This window comes from Streptomyces sp. NPDC043427, from assembly GCF_056436655.1.
Map to the genome: position 1 here is coordinate 512872 of NZ_JBWKCC010000001.1, position 14716 is coordinate 527587.

Here is a 14716-nt window from a genome sequence, read left to right on the forward strand (position 1 = left end):
CTGCCGGTAGAGTGGCCCGGTCGTCATCACACCCGTACGGGGGGAAGCCGGTGCAAATCCGGCGCTGACCCGCAACCGTGAGCCGTCCCCCCAAGTCGGCGAGCCGGACTGCCCCGCACGGCCGACATGACCGGCTCACACGTGCGTCGGCACCCGCCGCCGCACGGCACCGTCGAGGTCTACGGAGCCGAGCCGCCGGGGCGTCCCGTGCTGCCCGGCTCCCCACAGGGAGAGGCACCCGCCGATCATGAACGTCCGCCGCAGCGCCGCCGTCCTGGCCGCCACCGCAGTGATCGGCGCCGCCACGCCCGCCGTCGCCGCCACACCCTCCCCGTCCCCGTCGGTGGCGATACCGTCCGGCCTCTACGGCAGTACGGACCCGACGTACGACGGCGTCTGGCGCCAGTCCCTCGCCCTGCTCGCGCAGCACACCGCGGACGTGAAGCCCGCCGTCGCGGCGGTGGACTGGCTGGCCGGACAGCAGTGCGCGAACGGCGCGTTCGCGGCCTTCCGCACCGACACCGCGGGGCCCTGCGACGCGAAGCTCATGGCCGACACCAACAGCACGGCCGCCGCAGCCCAGGCCCTCGCCACGCTCGGCGGGCACGCGACCGCCGTCGACAAGGCCGTGACCTGGCTGAAGTCCGTCCAGAACAAGGACGGCGGCTGGGGCTTCGCCCCCGGCGGCCCCAGCGACACGAACTCGACGTCCGTCGTCGTCGGCGCCCTGGTGGCCGCGGGCGAGAAGCCCGCGGAGGTCACCCAGGACAGCAAGGGCGGCAAGTCGCCGTACGACCTGCTGGCGAAGTGGTCCCTGCCCTGCGGCGAGGACGACGGCGGCGCGCTCGCCTACCAGCCCGACAAGAAGGGCAAACTGGCCGCCAACGCGGACGCCACGGCGGCCGGTGTCCTCGCCGGCCTCGGCAAGGGCTTCGTGACGACGGCCGGACAGGCCCCGAAGGACAGCCGCGCCTGCGCCGACTCCGACAAGCAGCTCACCCCGCGACAGGTGGCGGGCAACGGCGCCGCGTTCCTCGCGGAGGCCACCCAGGACGGCTACCTGAAGTCCGTGCTCCCCGGCGCCGAGAACCAGCCCGACTACGGCAACACGGCGGACGCGGTCGTCGCGCTCGCCGCCCAGGGGGCGACCGCGGCCGCGCGGAAGCCGTACGCCTGGCTGGAGAAGAACGCCTCGGCCTGGGCCAGGCAGAGCGGCCCCGCCGCCTACGCCGAACTGATCCTCGCCGCACACGCGATGGGCACCGACCCGCACGACTTCGGCGGCACGGACCTGGTGAAGCAGCTCAACGCGACGGGTCCGGCGCCGCAGGCTGCGGAGAAGACCGGGAAGGCAGCCGACGAGAAGGACTCCGACGACGGCTTCGGTGTCTGGTGGACCGTCGGCGTCTTCCTCGTCGCCGGCATCGGTATCGGCTTCCTGCTGAGCGGCCGGAACCGGAAGCAGCAGCCGTGATCCGCCGCGGCGCCCTCCTCCTCGTCACACTGCTGGTGACCCTGGCGGCCGGCACCACGCCGTCCCAGGCCGCCGGGTACCGCTACTGGTCCTTCTGGGACCGCGACGGCAACCGCTGGACCTACGCCACCCAGGGCCCCTCCACCGCCCGCCCCTCCGACGGCGACGTCCAGGGCTTCCGCTTCGCCGTCAGCGAGGACTCCGGCGACGCGACCCAGCCCCGCGGCGATGCGGCCTTCACCAGGATCTGCGCGAAGACCCCGGCGCAGACCGACCGCAAACGCGTGGCCCTGGTCATCGACTTCGGCACGGCGAAGGACGCCCCCTCGGGCGAAACCCCGCCGGCCCCGCGAACGGCCTGCGCACTGGTCCCCACGGACGCGACCACGGCAGAAGCCCTGGCCTCGGTGGCCAAGCCCCTCCGCTACGACACGAACGCCCTGTTGTGCGCGATCGGGGGGTATCCCAGGAAGGGCTGCGGCGAGCAGGTGACGGGGAAGAAGAATCCGACGCCGGCCGAGAAGGCGGACGAGACGAACGAGGGCCCGTCCGTGGGAATCTGGGCAGGAGCAGCGGTGGTGGCAGCACTCGGCGGAGCGGCGGTCTGGCAGACCCGCCGACGCAGGCATGGCTGACCGCGCGGGCTGCCGACGCACGCAGCCTGCGGGCAGTCGTGCCTCCTGGGCGATGGGGGTCCCCTCGTTCGAGCGAAGCCGAGAGTGGGGGAGGGTGGGCGCAGGCGGCACCCCGCCGGCGCGGGCCGGCGCACCCACCCCCCGCCGACAACACCCCGGCCAGCTCCACCCCGGCGCCTGGTGGCTCTGGTCCCTGGCCCTCGGCACCGCAGCAACCCGCACCACCAACCCCCTCCTCCTCGCCCTCCTCATCACCACGTCCGCCTACGTCGTAGCCACCCACCGCCCCCACACCCCCGCCGCGCGCTCCTACACCGCCTTCCTCAAACTCGCCCTCGCCGTCGTCCTCATCCGCCTCCTCTTCGCCCTGGCCCTCGGCTCCCCCATCCCCGGCACCCACGTGATCGTCACCCTCCCCGAAGTCCCGCTCCCGCACTGGGCCCAGGGCATCCGCCTCGGCGGCAGGGTCACGGCGGAAGGCCTCCTCTTCGCGCTCTACGACGGCCTGAAACTGGCCGCCCTCCTCGTCTGCGTAGGCGCCGCGAACGCCCTCGCCGGCCCCACCCGCCTCCTGAAGTCCCTCCCCGGCGCCCTGTACGAGATGGGCGTGGCGGTGGTCGTGGCCCTCACCTTCGCCCCGAACCTCATCGCCGACGTCCAGCGCCTGCGCGCCGCCCGCCGCCTCCGCGGCCGCCCGGACCACGGCATACGCGGCCTGTTGCAAGTCGGCCTCCCCGTCCTCGAAGGCGCCCTCGAACGCTCCGTCGCCCTCGCCGCCGCGATGGACGCGCGCGGCTACGGCCGTACCGCCGCCGTCCCCGCCCCCGTCCGCCGTGCGACCACCGCCCTCACCCTGGGCGGCCTGCTCGGCGTCTGCGCCGGAACCTACGGCCTGCTCACCGCCGTGGGCGGCACCTACGGCCTGCCCCTCCTCCTCGCCGGAGTCACCGCCGCCCTCGCGGGCCTGCGCCTGGGCGGCCGCCGTTCTCCCCGCACCCGCTACCGCCCGGACACCTGGAGCATCCGCGCCTGCCTGGTCGCCGGGTCCGGCATCGCGGTCGCCGCCCTCCTCACCGTCGCCTCGACCACGGACCCGACGGCCCTGCACCCCACCACCGTGCCCCTGGTCGCGCCCACCCTCCCCCTGTGGCCTGCCGCGGCGATCCTCCTGGGCCTCCTCCCCGCCTTCATCGCCCCGACTCCCGCACCAGCGCCCGCCCCCGCCCCCAAGGAGCCGTCGTGATCCGCTTCGAGAACGTCTCCGTGACGTACGACGGAGCCTGCGAACCCACCGTCCAGGGCGTGGACTTCGAGGTCCCGGAGGGTGAGCTCGTCCTCCTCGCGGGCCCGTCGGGCGTCGGCAAGTCCACGGTCCTCGGAGCCGTCAGCGGCCTCGTCCCGCACTTCACCGGCGGCACCCTGCGCGGCCGTGTCACGGTCGCCGGCCGGGACACCCGTACCCACAAGCCGCGCGAACTCGCCGATGTGGTGGGGACGGTGGGACAGGATCCGCTGTCGCACTTCGTCACCGACACCGTCGAGGACGAACTCGCCTACGGAATGGAGTCGTTGGGACTGCCACCCGAGGTGATGCGGCGCCGCGTCGAGGAGACCCTCGACCTCCTCGGCCTGACCGACCTCCGTGACCGCCCCATCGCCACCCTCTCCGGCGGCCAGCAGCAGCGCGTCGCGATCGGCTCCGTCCTCACCCCGCACCCCAAGGTCCTCGTCCTCGACGAGCCGACATCGGCGCTCGACCCGGCCGCCGCGGAGGAGGTCCTCGCCGTCGTCCAGCGCCTGGTGCACGACCTCGGCACGACGGTCCTCATGGCCGAACACCGCCTGGAACGCGTCATCCAGTACGCCGACCAGGTCGCCCTCCTCCCGGCCCCGGGCGCGGCACCGGTGCTCGGCACCCCGGCCGACATCATGGCCGTATCGCCGGTGTACCCGCCGGTGGTCGCCCTGGGCCGGCTGGCGGGCTGGTCCCCGCTCCCCCTGACCGTGCGGGACGCCCGCCGACGGGCGGGAGAGCTACGGGAACGCCTCGCCGACCACCGCGAGGCCCCCGGGACACCGCGGGCCCCCACCACGCCCGCCCCCACTCCCACCCGTCACCGCCGCTGGCGCAGGCACAGCCCCGCCCCGGCTCCCCCGGCCGTCGCCGACGTCCGCGCCCTCGCCGTCCGCCGCGCCCGCATCCAGGCCCTGCGCCACATCGATCTCACCGTCACCCCCGGCGAGACGGTCGCCCTCATGGGCCGCAACGGTGCCGGAAAGTCCACGCTCCTCAACACCCTTGTCGGGCTGGTCGAGCCGTCGTCCGGGTCCGTGCGCGTGGGCGACGCGATCCCCCACCGCACCCCGCCCCGCGAGCTCGTACGCCGTGTCGGCCTGGTCCCGCAGGAGCCGCGCGACCTGCTGTACGCCGACACGGTCGCCGCCGAGTGCACGGCGGCCGACCGGGACGCGGGCGCCGGCCCCGGCACATGCCGCGCGCTCGTGTCGGACCTGCTCCCGGGCATCACGGACGACACCCACCCCCGCGACCTCTCCGAGGGCCAGCGCCTGGCGCTCGCGCTGGCCGTCGTCCTCACGGCCCGCCCGCCACTCCTCCTCCTCGACGAGCCGACCCGCGGCCTGGACTACGCGGCGAAGGCCCGCCTGGTGACCGTCCTGCGGGAGCTCGCCGCCGCCGGTCACGCCATCGTCCTGGCCACACACGACGTGGAACTCGCCGCCGAGCTCGCCCACCGGGTCGTCCTCCTCGCCGAGGGCGAGGTGATCGCCGACGGCCCGACGGCGGAGATCGTCGTCTCCTCCCCGTCCTTCGCACCCCAGGTGACGAAGATCCTGGCCCCACAGCAGTGGCTCACGGTCACCCAGGTACGCAAGGCTCTCGCATGAGCACCGCTCCTGCCCCGCAGGACCGATCCGACCGCCGGGCCCGCCCCGATCGCCAGGCCCGCCCCGTCCGTCTCGGCCCCCGTTCCCTCGCCGCCCTCGCGCTGGTCAGCGCCGTCGGTGTCGTCGCCTTCGGGTGGCCCTTCCTCGCCCCGCCCGCCTCGCAGCTCACCGCGCACGCGCAGGACGCGCCGTGGCTCTTCGCGGGGCTGCTGGTGCTGCTGGTCGCGGTCGTCGGCGCGACGATCTCCGAGTCGGGGCTGGGCGCGAAGGCGGTGGCCATGCTCGGTGTGCTGGCGGCGACGGGGGCGGCCCTGCGGCCGATCGGCGCGGGCACGGCCGGCATCGAGCCGATGTTCTTCCTGATGGTGCTCAGCGGCCGGGTCCTCGGCCCGGGCTTCGGCTTCGTGCTCGGCTCGGTCACGATGTTCGCGTCGGCCCTGCTCACGGGCGGGGTGGGGCCCTGGATGCCGTTCCAGATGCTGTCGATGGGCTGGTTCACGATGGGCGCGGGCCTCCTGCCGGGCGCCGACCGCCTGCGCGGTCGCGCCGAGCTGCTGCTTCTCGCCGTCTACGGCTTCCTGGCCGCCTTCGCCTACGGCACGGCGATGAACCTGCAGGGCTGGCCCTTCATGGACCGCGACGCCTCGGGCATCGCCTTCGACCCCGACGCCGAGATCCCCACCAACCTGGCCCGCTTCGTCGCGTACTGCCTGGCCACGTCCCTCGGCTGGGACCTGGGCCGCGCGATCGTCACCGTCGTCCTGACCCTCACCCTCGGCCCGGCGGTGCTCAGGGCCCTGCGCCGGGCCACCCGCCGCGCGGCCTTCGAGAGCCAGGTCACGTTCGACGCGCCCAGGCCGTGAACCGGCCCACATGACCCAGCTCACCTACGAGGCAGGGCCGTACTCCCCGCTGCGTGTCATGTACGCGGCCCCACCCCCTCCGACCTGCCGATGGAGAGCCAGCTCACAAAGACACCCCTCCCCTCGAATGCGGCCATAACTAGTAAAAGCGGTCATTGCGGACGCCCTCCGAGCCTGCTTCTGTGGGTGACGTCGCACGGCGCCGACAAGCCCACGGGCCTCGGCGCCGACGCATGTTCGCGACACCCCCGTCCCCGAGGAAACAGGTTCTCCGTGTCCGTCGCTTTCATCCGCCGCATCGCTTCCCCGAACAAGGCCCTCACCACCGCCGCCGTGGCCGCCGCCACCGCCGGCATGGCTCTGACCGCGGCGCCCGCTCACGCGGCCACCACGGCCTCCGCCCCCGAGGCCCGGGCGATCGCGCACCAGATGATCCCTGACGGCGCGCAGTACAACGCCTTCGCCGAGATCGTCCAGCACGAGAGCGGCTGGAACGTCAACGCCACCAACGCCTCCTCCGGCGCCTACGGCCTGGTCCAGGCCCTGCCGGGCTCCAAGATGGCCTCGGCCGGCTCCGACTGGAAGACCAACGCCAAGACCCAGATCAAGTGGGGCCTGGACTACATGAAGTCCCGCTACGGCAGCCCGGTCGGCGCCTGGAACTTCTGGCAGGCCAACGGCTGGTACTGACACGTAAACCCTTCGCACCTGCTCACCTCGGCCCGGTAGGTTCTCGAGCGTGTGTCCACTGCGGGGAGCTCAGGGGTTCCGCGCGCGGTCGCCCCGGCAAGTCCCCACGCTGAGAGTAGGTTTCGTCCATGGCATGTCGTATCGGTGAGCTCGTGCTCGGTTGCCGCGACCCCGAGGTGCTGGCGCGGTTCTGGTGCGAGGTCCTGGACTTCGTGGTGCTCGGTCGCGAAGACGACGGCAGCATGGAGATCGGGCCGCGCGAAGGGTTCGGCGGCCCGCAGCCGACGCTCTTCCTCAGCCGCAGGGACGAGCCGGAGCAGGGGAAGTCCCGGCTGCACATCGACGTCAACGCCACCGACCGCGACCAGGACGCCGAGCTCGAACGCCTCCTGAAGCTCGGGGCGCGTCGGGCCGACATCGGCCAGACCGGCGAGGAGCAGTGGCACGTTCTCGCCGACCCCGAGGGCAATGAGTTCTGCCTGCTCAAGGCCCGCCTCAACCCGCTCTGACGGCTCCGCGCCCCCGGTGCGCCCCTGAGGGGCCCTCGCACCAGGAGCAGCCCCTCACACGAAGGCGGCGGCCCACGATCCCCGGGCCGCCGCCTTCCCCATGCCTGCGGTCATGTCACGACCCGCAACTCCTTCACCCCGTTGATCCACGCGGACCGCAGCCGTCGCGGATCGTCCACGAGCCTCAGCCCGGGCATGGCGTCGGCGATCGCGTTGAAGATGAGGTCGATCTCGAGGACGGCGAGGGACTTGCCGAGGCAGAAGTGGGGCCCACCGCCACCGAACCCCAGGTGGGGATTGGGATCGCGGGTGATGTCGAAGGCGTCCGGACTCTCGAACACCTCGGGGTCGTGATTGGCGGAGGCGTAGAAGATCCCGACCCGGTCCCCCTTCTTGATCCGCTTGCCCCCCAGCTCCGTGTCCTGCGTCGCCGTCCGCTGGAAGGAGACCACGGGCGTCGCCCACCGCACGATCTCCTCGGCGGCCGTGGAAGGCCGCTCGCGCTTGTACAGCTCCCACTGCTCGGGGTGGGTGAGGAAGGCGTGCATCCCGTGCGTGATGGCGTTTCGAGTCGTCTCGTTCCCGGCGACGGCCAGCATCAGCACGAAGAAACCGAACTCGTCGGAGCGCAGGCTCCCCTCGTCCTCGGCGACCACCAGCGTGCTGACGATGTCCTTGGCCGGGCACTCCTTGCGGTCGGCGGCCATGTTCATGGCGTACGCGATGAGTTCGGTGGCCGACTCCCGGCCGACCTCCTCGGTGATGGCGTACTCCGGGTCGTCGTACGCGATCATCTTGTTGGACCAGTCGAAGATCTTGGCCCGGTCGTCCTGGGGTATCCCGATCAGCTCGGCGATGGCCTGAAGCGGCAGCTCGCAGGCGACGGACGTGACGAAGTCGAAGGAGCCGGAGTTCTCCCGCGCCTCCGCCACGATCGCGCCGGCCCGCTCCCGCAGCCGTTCCTCCAGCGCCCGGATCGCCCTCGGCGTGAACACGCGCTGCACGATCTGCCGGACCCGGGTGTGCTCGGGCGGATCCATGTTCAGCAGGATCAGCCGCTGCGCGTCGATCGCGTCGCGTTCGATGTGCTCGTTGAAGCGGATGATCGCGGTGTTGAGGGAGGACGAGAAGATCTCCGGGTGCGTGGAGACGTACTTGACGTCCGCGTGCCGGGTCACGGCCCAGTAGCCCTCGTCCTGGAACCCGGCCACGTTCGCCGTTTGCGGGATCCAGCGGACCGGCTCGGCCCGGCGCAGTTCGGCGAACTCCGGGTGAGGCACACGGTGGTGCAGCAGGTCGGGGTCGGTGAAGTCGAACCCGTCGGGCAGCGCTGGACAGGGCATGGGCAGCTCCAGCCATCTGACGGTCCATCAGAATATGGGTCCGGTGAAGGTAGTTCAGGACCCTGAAGCCTGCAAGACCCTTGCGGTGACACACATCACGTCCGCAGACTGCTCCCAGGAGAACTAGAACACGTACTAGTTCCAGCTCCCGCTCATGTTCTCGCACGTTCTCGCACGCTCTGGCACGTTCTGGCATGTTCCGCACCCTCGGGCACGTTCGGAGGAAAGGACCCGCACCCATGGCCGCCGAACCCGTCATCGTCGAAGCCGTCCGCACCCCCATCGGCAAGCGCGGCGGCGCGCTCGCCCATCTGCACCCCGCCTACCTGCTGGGCGAGACCTACCGCGAACTCCTCGGCCGCACCGGCATCCCCGCCGACTGCGTCGAGCAGATCGTCGGCGGCACGGTGACCCACGCCGGCGAACAGTCCATGAACCCCGCCCGCACGGCCTGGCTGACCATGGGCCTCCCCTACGAGACCGCCGCGACGACGGTCGACGCGCAGTGCGGCTCCTCGCAGCAGGCGTCCCACATGACGGCCAACATGATCGCGGCGGGCGTCATCGACGTCGGCATCTCCTGCGGCGTCGAGTCGATGTCCCGCGTACCGCTGGGCTCCGGCTCCAAGCACGGCCCGGGAAAGCCCTTCCCGGACGAGTGGAACGTGGACCTCCCCAACCAGTTCGAGGCGGCGGAGCGGATCGCGCGGCATCGGGGTCTGAGCCGGGAGAACGTCGACGCCTTGGGGTTGTTGTCCCAGGAACGGGCCGCCATCGCCTGGTCCGAGGAACGCTTCAAGAGGGAGACCTTCGCGGTCCAGGTGCCGACGACGGAGACGGAACAGGCGTCCGGCCAGGGCATGTGGCGCCTGGTCGACAAGGACGAGGGCCTGCGCGACACGTCGATGGAGGCGTTGGCGGGGTTGAAGCCGATCATGCCGACGGCGGTACATACGGCGGGCAACTCGTCGCAGATCTCGGACGGCGCGTCGGCCATCATGTGGGCGTCCAAGCGGATGGCCCGCGCCCTGAAGCTGAAGCCCAGGGCACGGATCGTCGCCCAGGCGCTGGTGGGCGCCGACCCGCACTTCCACCTCGACGGCCCGATCGACGCGACGCGCGCGGTGCTGGGCAAGGCGGGGATGTCGCTCAAGGACATCGACCTCGTCGAGATCAACGAGGCGTTCGCGTCGGTGGTGCTGAGCTGGGCTCAGGTCTTCGAGCAGGACCTGGCGAAGGTCAACGTCAACGGCGGTGCGATCGCGCTCGGGCATCCGGTGGGGGCCACCGGAGCCCGGCTCATCACGACGGCGTTGCACGAACTGGAGCGGTCGGACAAGGAGTTCGCGCTGGTGACGATGTGTGCGGGGGGCGGCTTGGCCACGGGGACGATTATTCAGCGGCTGTAGAGGCCCAGTCGACGAAGGTCGCGAAGGCGGAGGGCGCGAAGGCGAGCTTCGGGCCTGCGGGGTTCTTGGAGTCGCGGACGGCTACGGTGGCGCAGGGGGCGTCGGCGATCTCCACGCAATCGCCCCCTTGGTCGCCGCTGTACGAGGACTTGCGCCAGGCGAGGGCGCCGAGGGGCGCGCACTCGACGCACTCGCCGCCCTGATCGCTGCTGTAGCTGGACTTACGCCACGTGGTCCCGGCCGGAATCCCGTTGTTCGCCATAGCGTTCCTCCATCACGCGCCGGATCAACTCCGCCGAGTCCTTGAGGGAGAGAGCGGCGGCCTGAAGATGATCGTAACGGAGCGAGCAGTCGCTGACGGTGTCCGGGTTCGCGGTGGGATGCCCGCTGCCGTAGCCCTCGGTATAGACGATGGCCGGGTCCTTCTCGAACCGGTAGAGGGTGAACGAGCCTGTTAGCCCCGCGTGCGCCCCGACCGAGAACGGCAGCACCTGGACGTTGATCCGGGGATTGCTCTCGAAGGACAACAGATGGGCCAGTTGCCCGCGCATGACCTCGGCGTCACCGATCTCCTGGTTCAGCGCGGCCTCGCTGATGATCGCCCACAGGACCGGCGGCGCCTCCCTCTCGAAGATGCGCTGGCGGGCGAGTCGTACGGCGGTGCGGTCGTCGAGGTCCGTCTCGTCGAGCGAGCCCAGCACGGCACGGACGTACGCCTCGGTCTGGAGGAGTCCGTGCACCATGTGCGTCTGGAAGGTGGAGATCTTGACGGCCCGGGCTTCCAACTCCGCGACCTGTTGGAACCAGGCGGGAAGTTGACTACGCATCACCAGCCCGATGAGCCGGGACAACAACCCACCCGTCCCCAGCGCCGCATCCACCCGCTCGCTGAACTCCGACGTCGGAAGTTTCCGTGCCGTCTCGACCTGGCCGACGAGGGAGCCGGTGTAGTTGACGATGTCGCCAAGCTGTTTCTGTGTCAGCCCGGCGGCTTCTCGGTGCCGCCGCAACTCGAAACCGTAGTAGTCGAGCGGCGAAGCTCCCGGATCAAGGACGTTGATGTGGGTCACGTACATACGACCCCTCTCGCAACTCGGTCCACTGCGGGACTCGTTGTATCCATGCTGTAGCCGAGCGTAGTCACGGCAGGCCAGGCTCGTCCCGTGAACGAATATTTTCCCCCTACGCTCATGGCGACCCCGCGCCCCACGCAGTACCGCATGAGCCTGACCGTCGGCGAGCACTCGGCCCGGCACATCCGCCGCATCGTCCGCTCGTTCCTGGACGAGTGGGAGCTGGCCGACCTCTCCGACACCGTGGAACTGGCGGCGACCGAACTGATCGCCAACGTCGTACGCCACGTCCCGGACCGCCGCTGCACGTTTCTGCTTCTCCGTCAGACCGCCGGGGTCCGGGTCGAGGTGGCGGACGGTGTGCCGGAACTTCCCGCCACGCCGGGTGAGGTGTCGCTGGAGGCGGAGGGCGGCCGGGGACTGCTCCTGGTGGACGCCGTGGCCGACACATGGGGCGTGTCCCCATGGCCCGGGGGCGGCAAGACCGTATGGTTCGAGTGCCTTGACCTCAAGCGCAGTTGACGTCTCAGAATGATCGGCATGAACACCGAAACCGAAGACATCAAGGCGATCGAAGAGATCGTGGCCACCGTCGAGCGCACGCAGCGCGCCCGGGACGCAGAAGGGTTCCTCGCGCTGTTCCACCCCGAGGCCCTCTGGACGACCGCACACGGCAAGGTCCTCATCGGCTTCGAGGCGATCGCCGAGTTCACCCGCGCGGTGCTGCCCGGAGCGGTCATGGACGGTGAGGTCACGTACGAGGTGGTGCACACGCAGTTCCTGAGACCTGACGTGGCGGCGGTGAAGGTCAGGCAGACCTACCACTCACCGGACGGCAACACGGAGGGCGCCCCGCTCTACGTCATGACCAAGAACACCGACGGACGCTGGCTCCTGCACGCCTGCCAGAACACCCAGGTGCACGCCGCCGATCAGTGACGGTAGGTCCGCCCGCTCCTCGGTGGCGCCGATCACGGCGTCGGCGGCCTTGCGGGGCCGAAAGCCCTCAGCATCGCGTCGACGAGTGAGTCGGCGTATGCGGCGGTCAGCGGAGCGCTGCGGTGCAGCCACCGCTGGAAGAGGGGGGCGTAGAGCACTTCGAGGGCCAGGTCGAGGTCGGCGTCGGCGTCGAGCTGGCCGGCCTCCTGGGCGCTGCGCAGGCGCGCCCTCTTCGCCTCTTCCAGCGGCTGGGCCACCTTCTCCCGGTACTCGGCCGCCAGCACGGCGTCGTTGGCGATCTCGGTGTTGAGGGCCCGGATCAATCTGTCGAAGGCCGGGTCGGCGAACTCCTCCGCCGTGGCACGCATGACAAGCTTGAGGTCGGCCTCGAGGTCGCCCGTGTCCGGAAGCGTGACCGACTGCCCGTCCGCATCCTCACTCAGAGCGAGCAGCGCAGCGAAGACGACCGCGCTCTTCGACGGCCACCGCCGGTAGATCGTCTGTTTGCCGACGCCTGCGCGGGCAGCGATGGCCTCGACCGTGACCTTCTCGTACGCCTCCTCCGCGACCAGGGCGCGGGCGGCCTCGAGGATTGCCTGCCGGGACCGCTCCTTGCGCCGGGAGTGGTCCGGCCCCTTCTGGTTGGACATGCGGTCACTGTAACCCCGAAACGAGACGATCCGTATTGCTAATGCCGGAGCAATGCCCTAACCTCGAAACGAATCGAGACGAACCGTTTCGTTTACTCAAGTGAGGGGAGTGAGGCGTCATGGCGAACGCAAGGGTCTGGCTCATCACCGGCGCGTCCCGCGGCCTGGGCAGGGCTTTCGCCGAGGCGGCCTTAGCGAGCGGCGACCGCGTGGTGGCCGCTGCCCGCAACGTCGAGCCCCTGGAGGAACTGACCGAGAAATACCCCGGCCACCTGGTCCCGCTGCCGTTGGACGTCACCGACCGCCGCGCCGTGTTCGACGGGGTGGAGCGGGCGGCAGCCGTGTTCGGCAGGCTGGACGTCGTCGTCAACAACGCCGGCGCGATGCTCTACGGCATGGTGGAGGAGGCCACGGAGGAACAGATCCGGGCGCATCTGGACGTGAACTTCTTCGGCGCGGTGTGGGTGGCCCAGGCGGTCCTTCCTCACTTGCGCGCCCAGGGCGGGGGGCGGCTCCTCCAGGTCACCTCGATGGGCAGCGGCGGCGGCATGGCCACCGTCGGCTTCTACGGCGCGGGCAAAGCCGCGCTGGACTCGGTCAGCGAGGCGCTGGCGATGGAGGTCGAGAGGTTCGGCATCAAGGTCACCGTTGTGCAGATGGGCGGCTACAACACCGGCCTGTTCACCACCGGCACCACGACCACCGAGCCCCTGACGCAGTATCAGTCCCTGCGCGCCGAGATGGAGGCGCTGTGGGGCGACGCCGTCGGCCCGGAGCCGGGCACCGCTGCTCCGGTCATCATGGAACTGGCGGCAATGCCGGACCCGCCCCGACGGCTGATCGTCGGCAGTCAGTCCTTCGATCACGTCATGGAGATGTGCCAGGCCCGATCGGAGCTGTACCGGTCCTGGGAGGACCTCAGCCGCGTCGCCCCGGGCTGACCGGATCCGCGCCACGTCGACCTGATCGAGCCGGGCGCGCCGGGGCCGGACCGGGGCGGCGTACGGGGTTACCGTCGGCCGCATGGACGGTGATCGCCGCGCTTGGCTCCCGTGTTTGCTGGGCGGGGCCGTGTTTGTCGTGTGCATGGCCGGCACCACGCTGCCGACGCCTCTCTACCCCCTCTACCAGGAGAAGTTCGGGTTCTCGGAGCTGACGGTCACCGTCGTGTACGCCGTCTACGCCTTCGGGGTCATCGGTGTGCTGCTGCTGGCGGGCAACGCCTCGGACGCCGTGGGCAGGCGCCCGGTGCTGCTGTGGGGCCTGGGGTTCGCGGCGTCGAGTGCGGTCTGCTTCCTGTGTGCCACCGGCCTGGGCTGGCTGTTCGCGGGACGGCTGTTGTCGGGGCTGTCCGCCGGCCTGTTCACCGGGGCCGCCACGGCGTACGTGATGGAGCTGGCGCCGTCCGGCGGCAGTTCCCGAGCCACGTTCGTCGCGACGGCCGCGAACATGGGCGGGCTGGGCTGCGGCCCGCTGCTCGCCGGAGTGCTCGCGCAGTACGCTCCCTGGCCGCTGTACCTGCCGTTCGCCGTGCACCTCGCCCTGGTCGTCTGCTCGGCCGCCGTCCTGCTGCGGCTTCCGGAGACCGTACGGGAGCGGCGGCCGCTGAACACCGTACGACCGCAACGTCCCGGCCTGCCCACCGAGGTGCGGGCGGTGTTCGGAGCGGCGGCGACAGCCTCCTTCGTCGGCTTCGCGCTGTTCGGCGTGTTCACATCCGTCAGCCCGGCCTTCCTCGCCGAGTCCCTCGACGTGCACGACCACGCCGTCAGCGGACTGATCGTCGCCCTGGCCTTCTTCGCCTCGACCGCCGGTCAACTGGCCGTCGGCCGGGTCGGCGTCGGCCGGTCCCTCCCCCTGGGCTGCGCCGGGCTCCTCGCCGGGCTGGCCCTGCTCGCGGGCGCCCTGCGCTGGGATCTGCTCCCGCTGGTGGTACTGAGCGCGATCATGGGCGGGTTCGGGCAGGGCCTGTCGTTCCGCGGGGCGCTGTCCGCGGTGGCCGGGGCGTCTCCGGCGGACCAACGCGCTGCGGTCATCTCGACGTTGTTCGTGGTGGCGTACACAGGCATCTCGGTCCCGGTGATCGGCGTGGGCGTCCTGTCCGGCCCGATCGGCCTGGAGGGCGCGGGACTCGTCTTCATCGGCTGTATGGCCGTTCTGGTCTCCGGCGCTGCCGTCTACCTGCTCCGGCGCCCGGTACCGGTGAGAACGTGAGCGCTGTCCC

16 protein-coding genes are annotated in these 14716 nt (G+C 71.1%); 12 read left to right on the top strand and 4 right to left on the bottom strand.

The window, feature by feature from the left end; all coding sequences use genetic code 11:
* Positions 1-247 precede the first annotated feature (247 nt).
* From AC067M_RS02365 to AC067M_RS02395, 7 genes are all read left to right on the top strand, one after another.
* Positions 248-1474, top strand: coding sequence for a prenyltransferase/squalene oxidase repeat-containing protein (locus AC067M_RS02365; RefSeq protein ID WP_478695078.1), 1227 nt, complete (start codon positions 248-250; stop codon positions 1472-1474).
* Positions 1471-2109, top strand: coding sequence for an SCO2322 family protein (locus tag AC067M_RS02370; RefSeq protein WP_478695079.1), 639 nt, complete (start codon positions 1471-1473; stop codon positions 2107-2109). Before AC067M_RS02365 ends, AC067M_RS02370 begins: the two co-directional genes overlap by 4 nt.
* Positions 2110-2161: 52 nt before the next feature.
* A complete protein-coding gene (locus AC067M_RS02375; protein WP_478695351.1) occupies positions 2162-3352 on the top strand; it encodes an energy-coupling factor transporter transmembrane component T in 1191 nt (396 codons plus the stop codon).
* Complete coding sequence (locus tag AC067M_RS02380) at positions 3349-5016, top strand: ABC transporter ATP-binding protein (protein ID WP_478695080.1); 1668 nt, start codon at positions 3349-3351, stop codon at positions 5014-5016. Before AC067M_RS02375 ends, AC067M_RS02380 begins: the two co-directional genes overlap by 4 nt.
* On the top strand, positions 5013-5879 hold the full coding sequence (locus tag AC067M_RS02385; protein ID WP_478695081.1) for an ECF transporter S component: 867 nt from the start codon (positions 5013-5015) through the stop codon (positions 5877-5879). The genes AC067M_RS02380 and AC067M_RS02385 overlap by 4 nt, the downstream gene beginning before the upstream one ends.
* A 273-nt stretch (positions 5880-6152) precedes the next feature.
* Complete coding sequence (locus tag AC067M_RS02390) at positions 6153-6569, top strand: aggregation-promoting factor C-terminal-like domain-containing protein (protein WP_478695082.1); 417 nt, start codon at positions 6153-6155, stop codon at positions 6567-6569.
* A 128-nt stretch (positions 6570-6697) separates the two neighbouring features.
* Positions 6698-7078 (top strand): VOC family protein, encoded by a 381-nt coding sequence (locus AC067M_RS02395; RefSeq protein ID WP_478695083.1) that lies wholly within the window; start codon positions 6698-6700, stop codon positions 7076-7078.
* 110 nt (positions 7079-7188) lie between these two features.
* Here AC067M_RS02395 and AC067M_RS02400 read toward each other — a convergent pair whose 3' ends face one another.
* The gene (locus tag AC067M_RS02400; protein WP_478695084.1) at positions 7189-8421 is read right to left on the bottom strand and encodes a cytochrome P450; all 1233 of its coding nucleotides are present in this window, start codon (positions 8419-8421) and stop codon (positions 7189-7191) included.
* A 239-nt stretch (positions 8422-8660) separates the two neighbouring features.
* Here AC067M_RS02400 and AC067M_RS02405 point away from each other — a divergent pair, with 239 nt between their 5' ends.
* Positions 8661-9830, top strand: coding sequence for a steroid 3-ketoacyl-CoA thiolase (locus tag AC067M_RS02405; RefSeq protein WP_478695085.1), 1170 nt, complete (start codon positions 8661-8663; stop codon positions 9828-9830).
* Here AC067M_RS02405 and AC067M_RS02410 read toward each other — a convergent pair.
* Positions 9814-10092, bottom strand: coding sequence for a DUF397 domain-containing protein (locus AC067M_RS02410; protein ID WP_478695086.1), 279 nt, complete (start codon positions 10090-10092; stop codon positions 9814-9816). The two genes, AC067M_RS02405 and AC067M_RS02410, sit on opposite strands and share 17 nt — an antisense overlap.
* Complete coding sequence (locus AC067M_RS02415; protein WP_478695352.1) at positions 10052-10900, bottom strand: helix-turn-helix domain-containing protein; 849 nt, start codon at positions 10898-10900, stop codon at positions 10052-10054. The genes AC067M_RS02410 and AC067M_RS02415 overlap by 41 nt, the downstream gene beginning before the upstream one ends.
* A 120-nt stretch (positions 10901-11020) precedes the next feature.
* On the opposite strand from AC067M_RS02415, the gene AC067M_RS02420 reads away from it, so the two are divergent.
* Positions 11021-11425, top strand: coding sequence for an ATP-binding protein (locus tag AC067M_RS02420; RefSeq protein WP_478695087.1), 405 nt, complete (start codon positions 11021-11023; stop codon positions 11423-11425).
* Positions 11426-11434: 9 nt separating this feature from the next.
* Positions 11435-11842 (top strand): SgcJ/EcaC family oxidoreductase, encoded by a 408-nt coding sequence (locus tag AC067M_RS02425; protein WP_478695088.1) that lies wholly within the window; start codon positions 11435-11437, stop codon positions 11840-11842.
* Between the two features lie 32 nt (positions 11843-11874).
* Here the strand turns inward: AC067M_RS02425 and AC067M_RS02430 are convergent, their stop codons facing one another.
* Entirely contained in the window at positions 11875-12492 is a 618-nt protein-coding gene (locus AC067M_RS02430) for a TetR/AcrR family transcriptional regulator (RefSeq protein WP_478695089.1), read from the bottom strand.
* A 119-nt stretch (positions 12493-12611) separates the two neighbouring features.
* Here AC067M_RS02430 and AC067M_RS02435 point away from each other — a divergent pair, with 119 nt between their 5' ends.
* The gene (locus tag AC067M_RS02435; RefSeq protein ID WP_478695090.1) at positions 12612-13433 is read left to right on the top strand and encodes an SDR family NAD(P)-dependent oxidoreductase; all 822 of its coding nucleotides are present in this window, start codon (positions 12612-12614) and stop codon (positions 13431-13433) included.
* Positions 13434-13515: 82 nt separating this feature from the next.
* A complete protein-coding gene (locus AC067M_RS02440) occupies positions 13516-14706 on the top strand; it encodes an MFS transporter (protein ID WP_478695091.1) in 1191 nt (396 codons plus the stop codon).
* Positions 14707-14716: the final 10 nt, after the last annotated feature.

Excerpts from the sequence above, each read along its gene's own strand:
- AC067M_RS02400 (WP_478695084.1), bottom strand. The coding sequence starts at position 8,421 with ATGCCCTGTCCAGCGCTGCCCGACGGGTTCGACTTCACCGACCCCGAC.
- AC067M_RS02425 (WP_478695088.1), top strand. The coding sequence starts at position 11,435 with ATGATCGGCATGAACACCGAAACCGAAGACATCAAGGCGATCGAAGAG.
- AC067M_RS02405 (WP_478695085.1), top strand. The coding sequence starts at position 8,661 with ATGGCCGCCGAACCCGTCATCGTCGAAGCCGTCCGCACCCCCATCGGC.
- AC067M_RS02385 (WP_478695081.1), top strand. The coding sequence starts at position 5,013 with ATGAGCACCGCTCCTGCCCCGCAGGACCGATCCGACCGCCGGGCCCGC.
- AC067M_RS02375 (WP_478695351.1), top strand. The coding sequence starts at position 2,162 with ATGGGGGTCCCCTCGTTCGAGCGAAGCCGAGAGTGGGGGAGGGTGGGC.
- AC067M_RS02410 (WP_478695086.1), bottom strand. The coding sequence starts at position 10,092 with ATGGCGAACAACGGGATTCCGGCCGGGACCACGTGGCGTAAGTCCAGC.
- AC067M_RS02365 (WP_478695078.1), top strand. The coding sequence starts at position 248 with ATGAACGTCCGCCGCAGCGCCGCCGTCCTGGCCGCCACCGCAGTGATC.
- AC067M_RS02395 (WP_478695083.1), top strand. The coding sequence starts at position 6,698 with ATGGCATGTCGTATCGGTGAGCTCGTGCTCGGTTGCCGCGACCCCGAG.
- AC067M_RS02420 (WP_478695087.1), top strand. The coding sequence starts at position 11,021 with ATGGCGACCCCGCGCCCCACGCAGTACCGCATGAGCCTGACCGTCGGC.
- AC067M_RS02435 (WP_478695090.1), top strand. The coding sequence starts at position 12,612 with ATGGCGAACGCAAGGGTCTGGCTCATCACCGGCGCGTCCCGCGGCCTG.
- AC067M_RS02440 (WP_478695091.1), top strand. The coding sequence starts at position 13,516 with ATGGACGGTGATCGCCGCGCTTGGCTCCCGTGTTTGCTGGGCGGGGCC.
- AC067M_RS02430 (WP_478695089.1), bottom strand. The coding sequence starts at position 12,492 with ATGTCCAACCAGAAGGGGCCGGACCACTCCCGGCGCAAGGAGCGGTCC.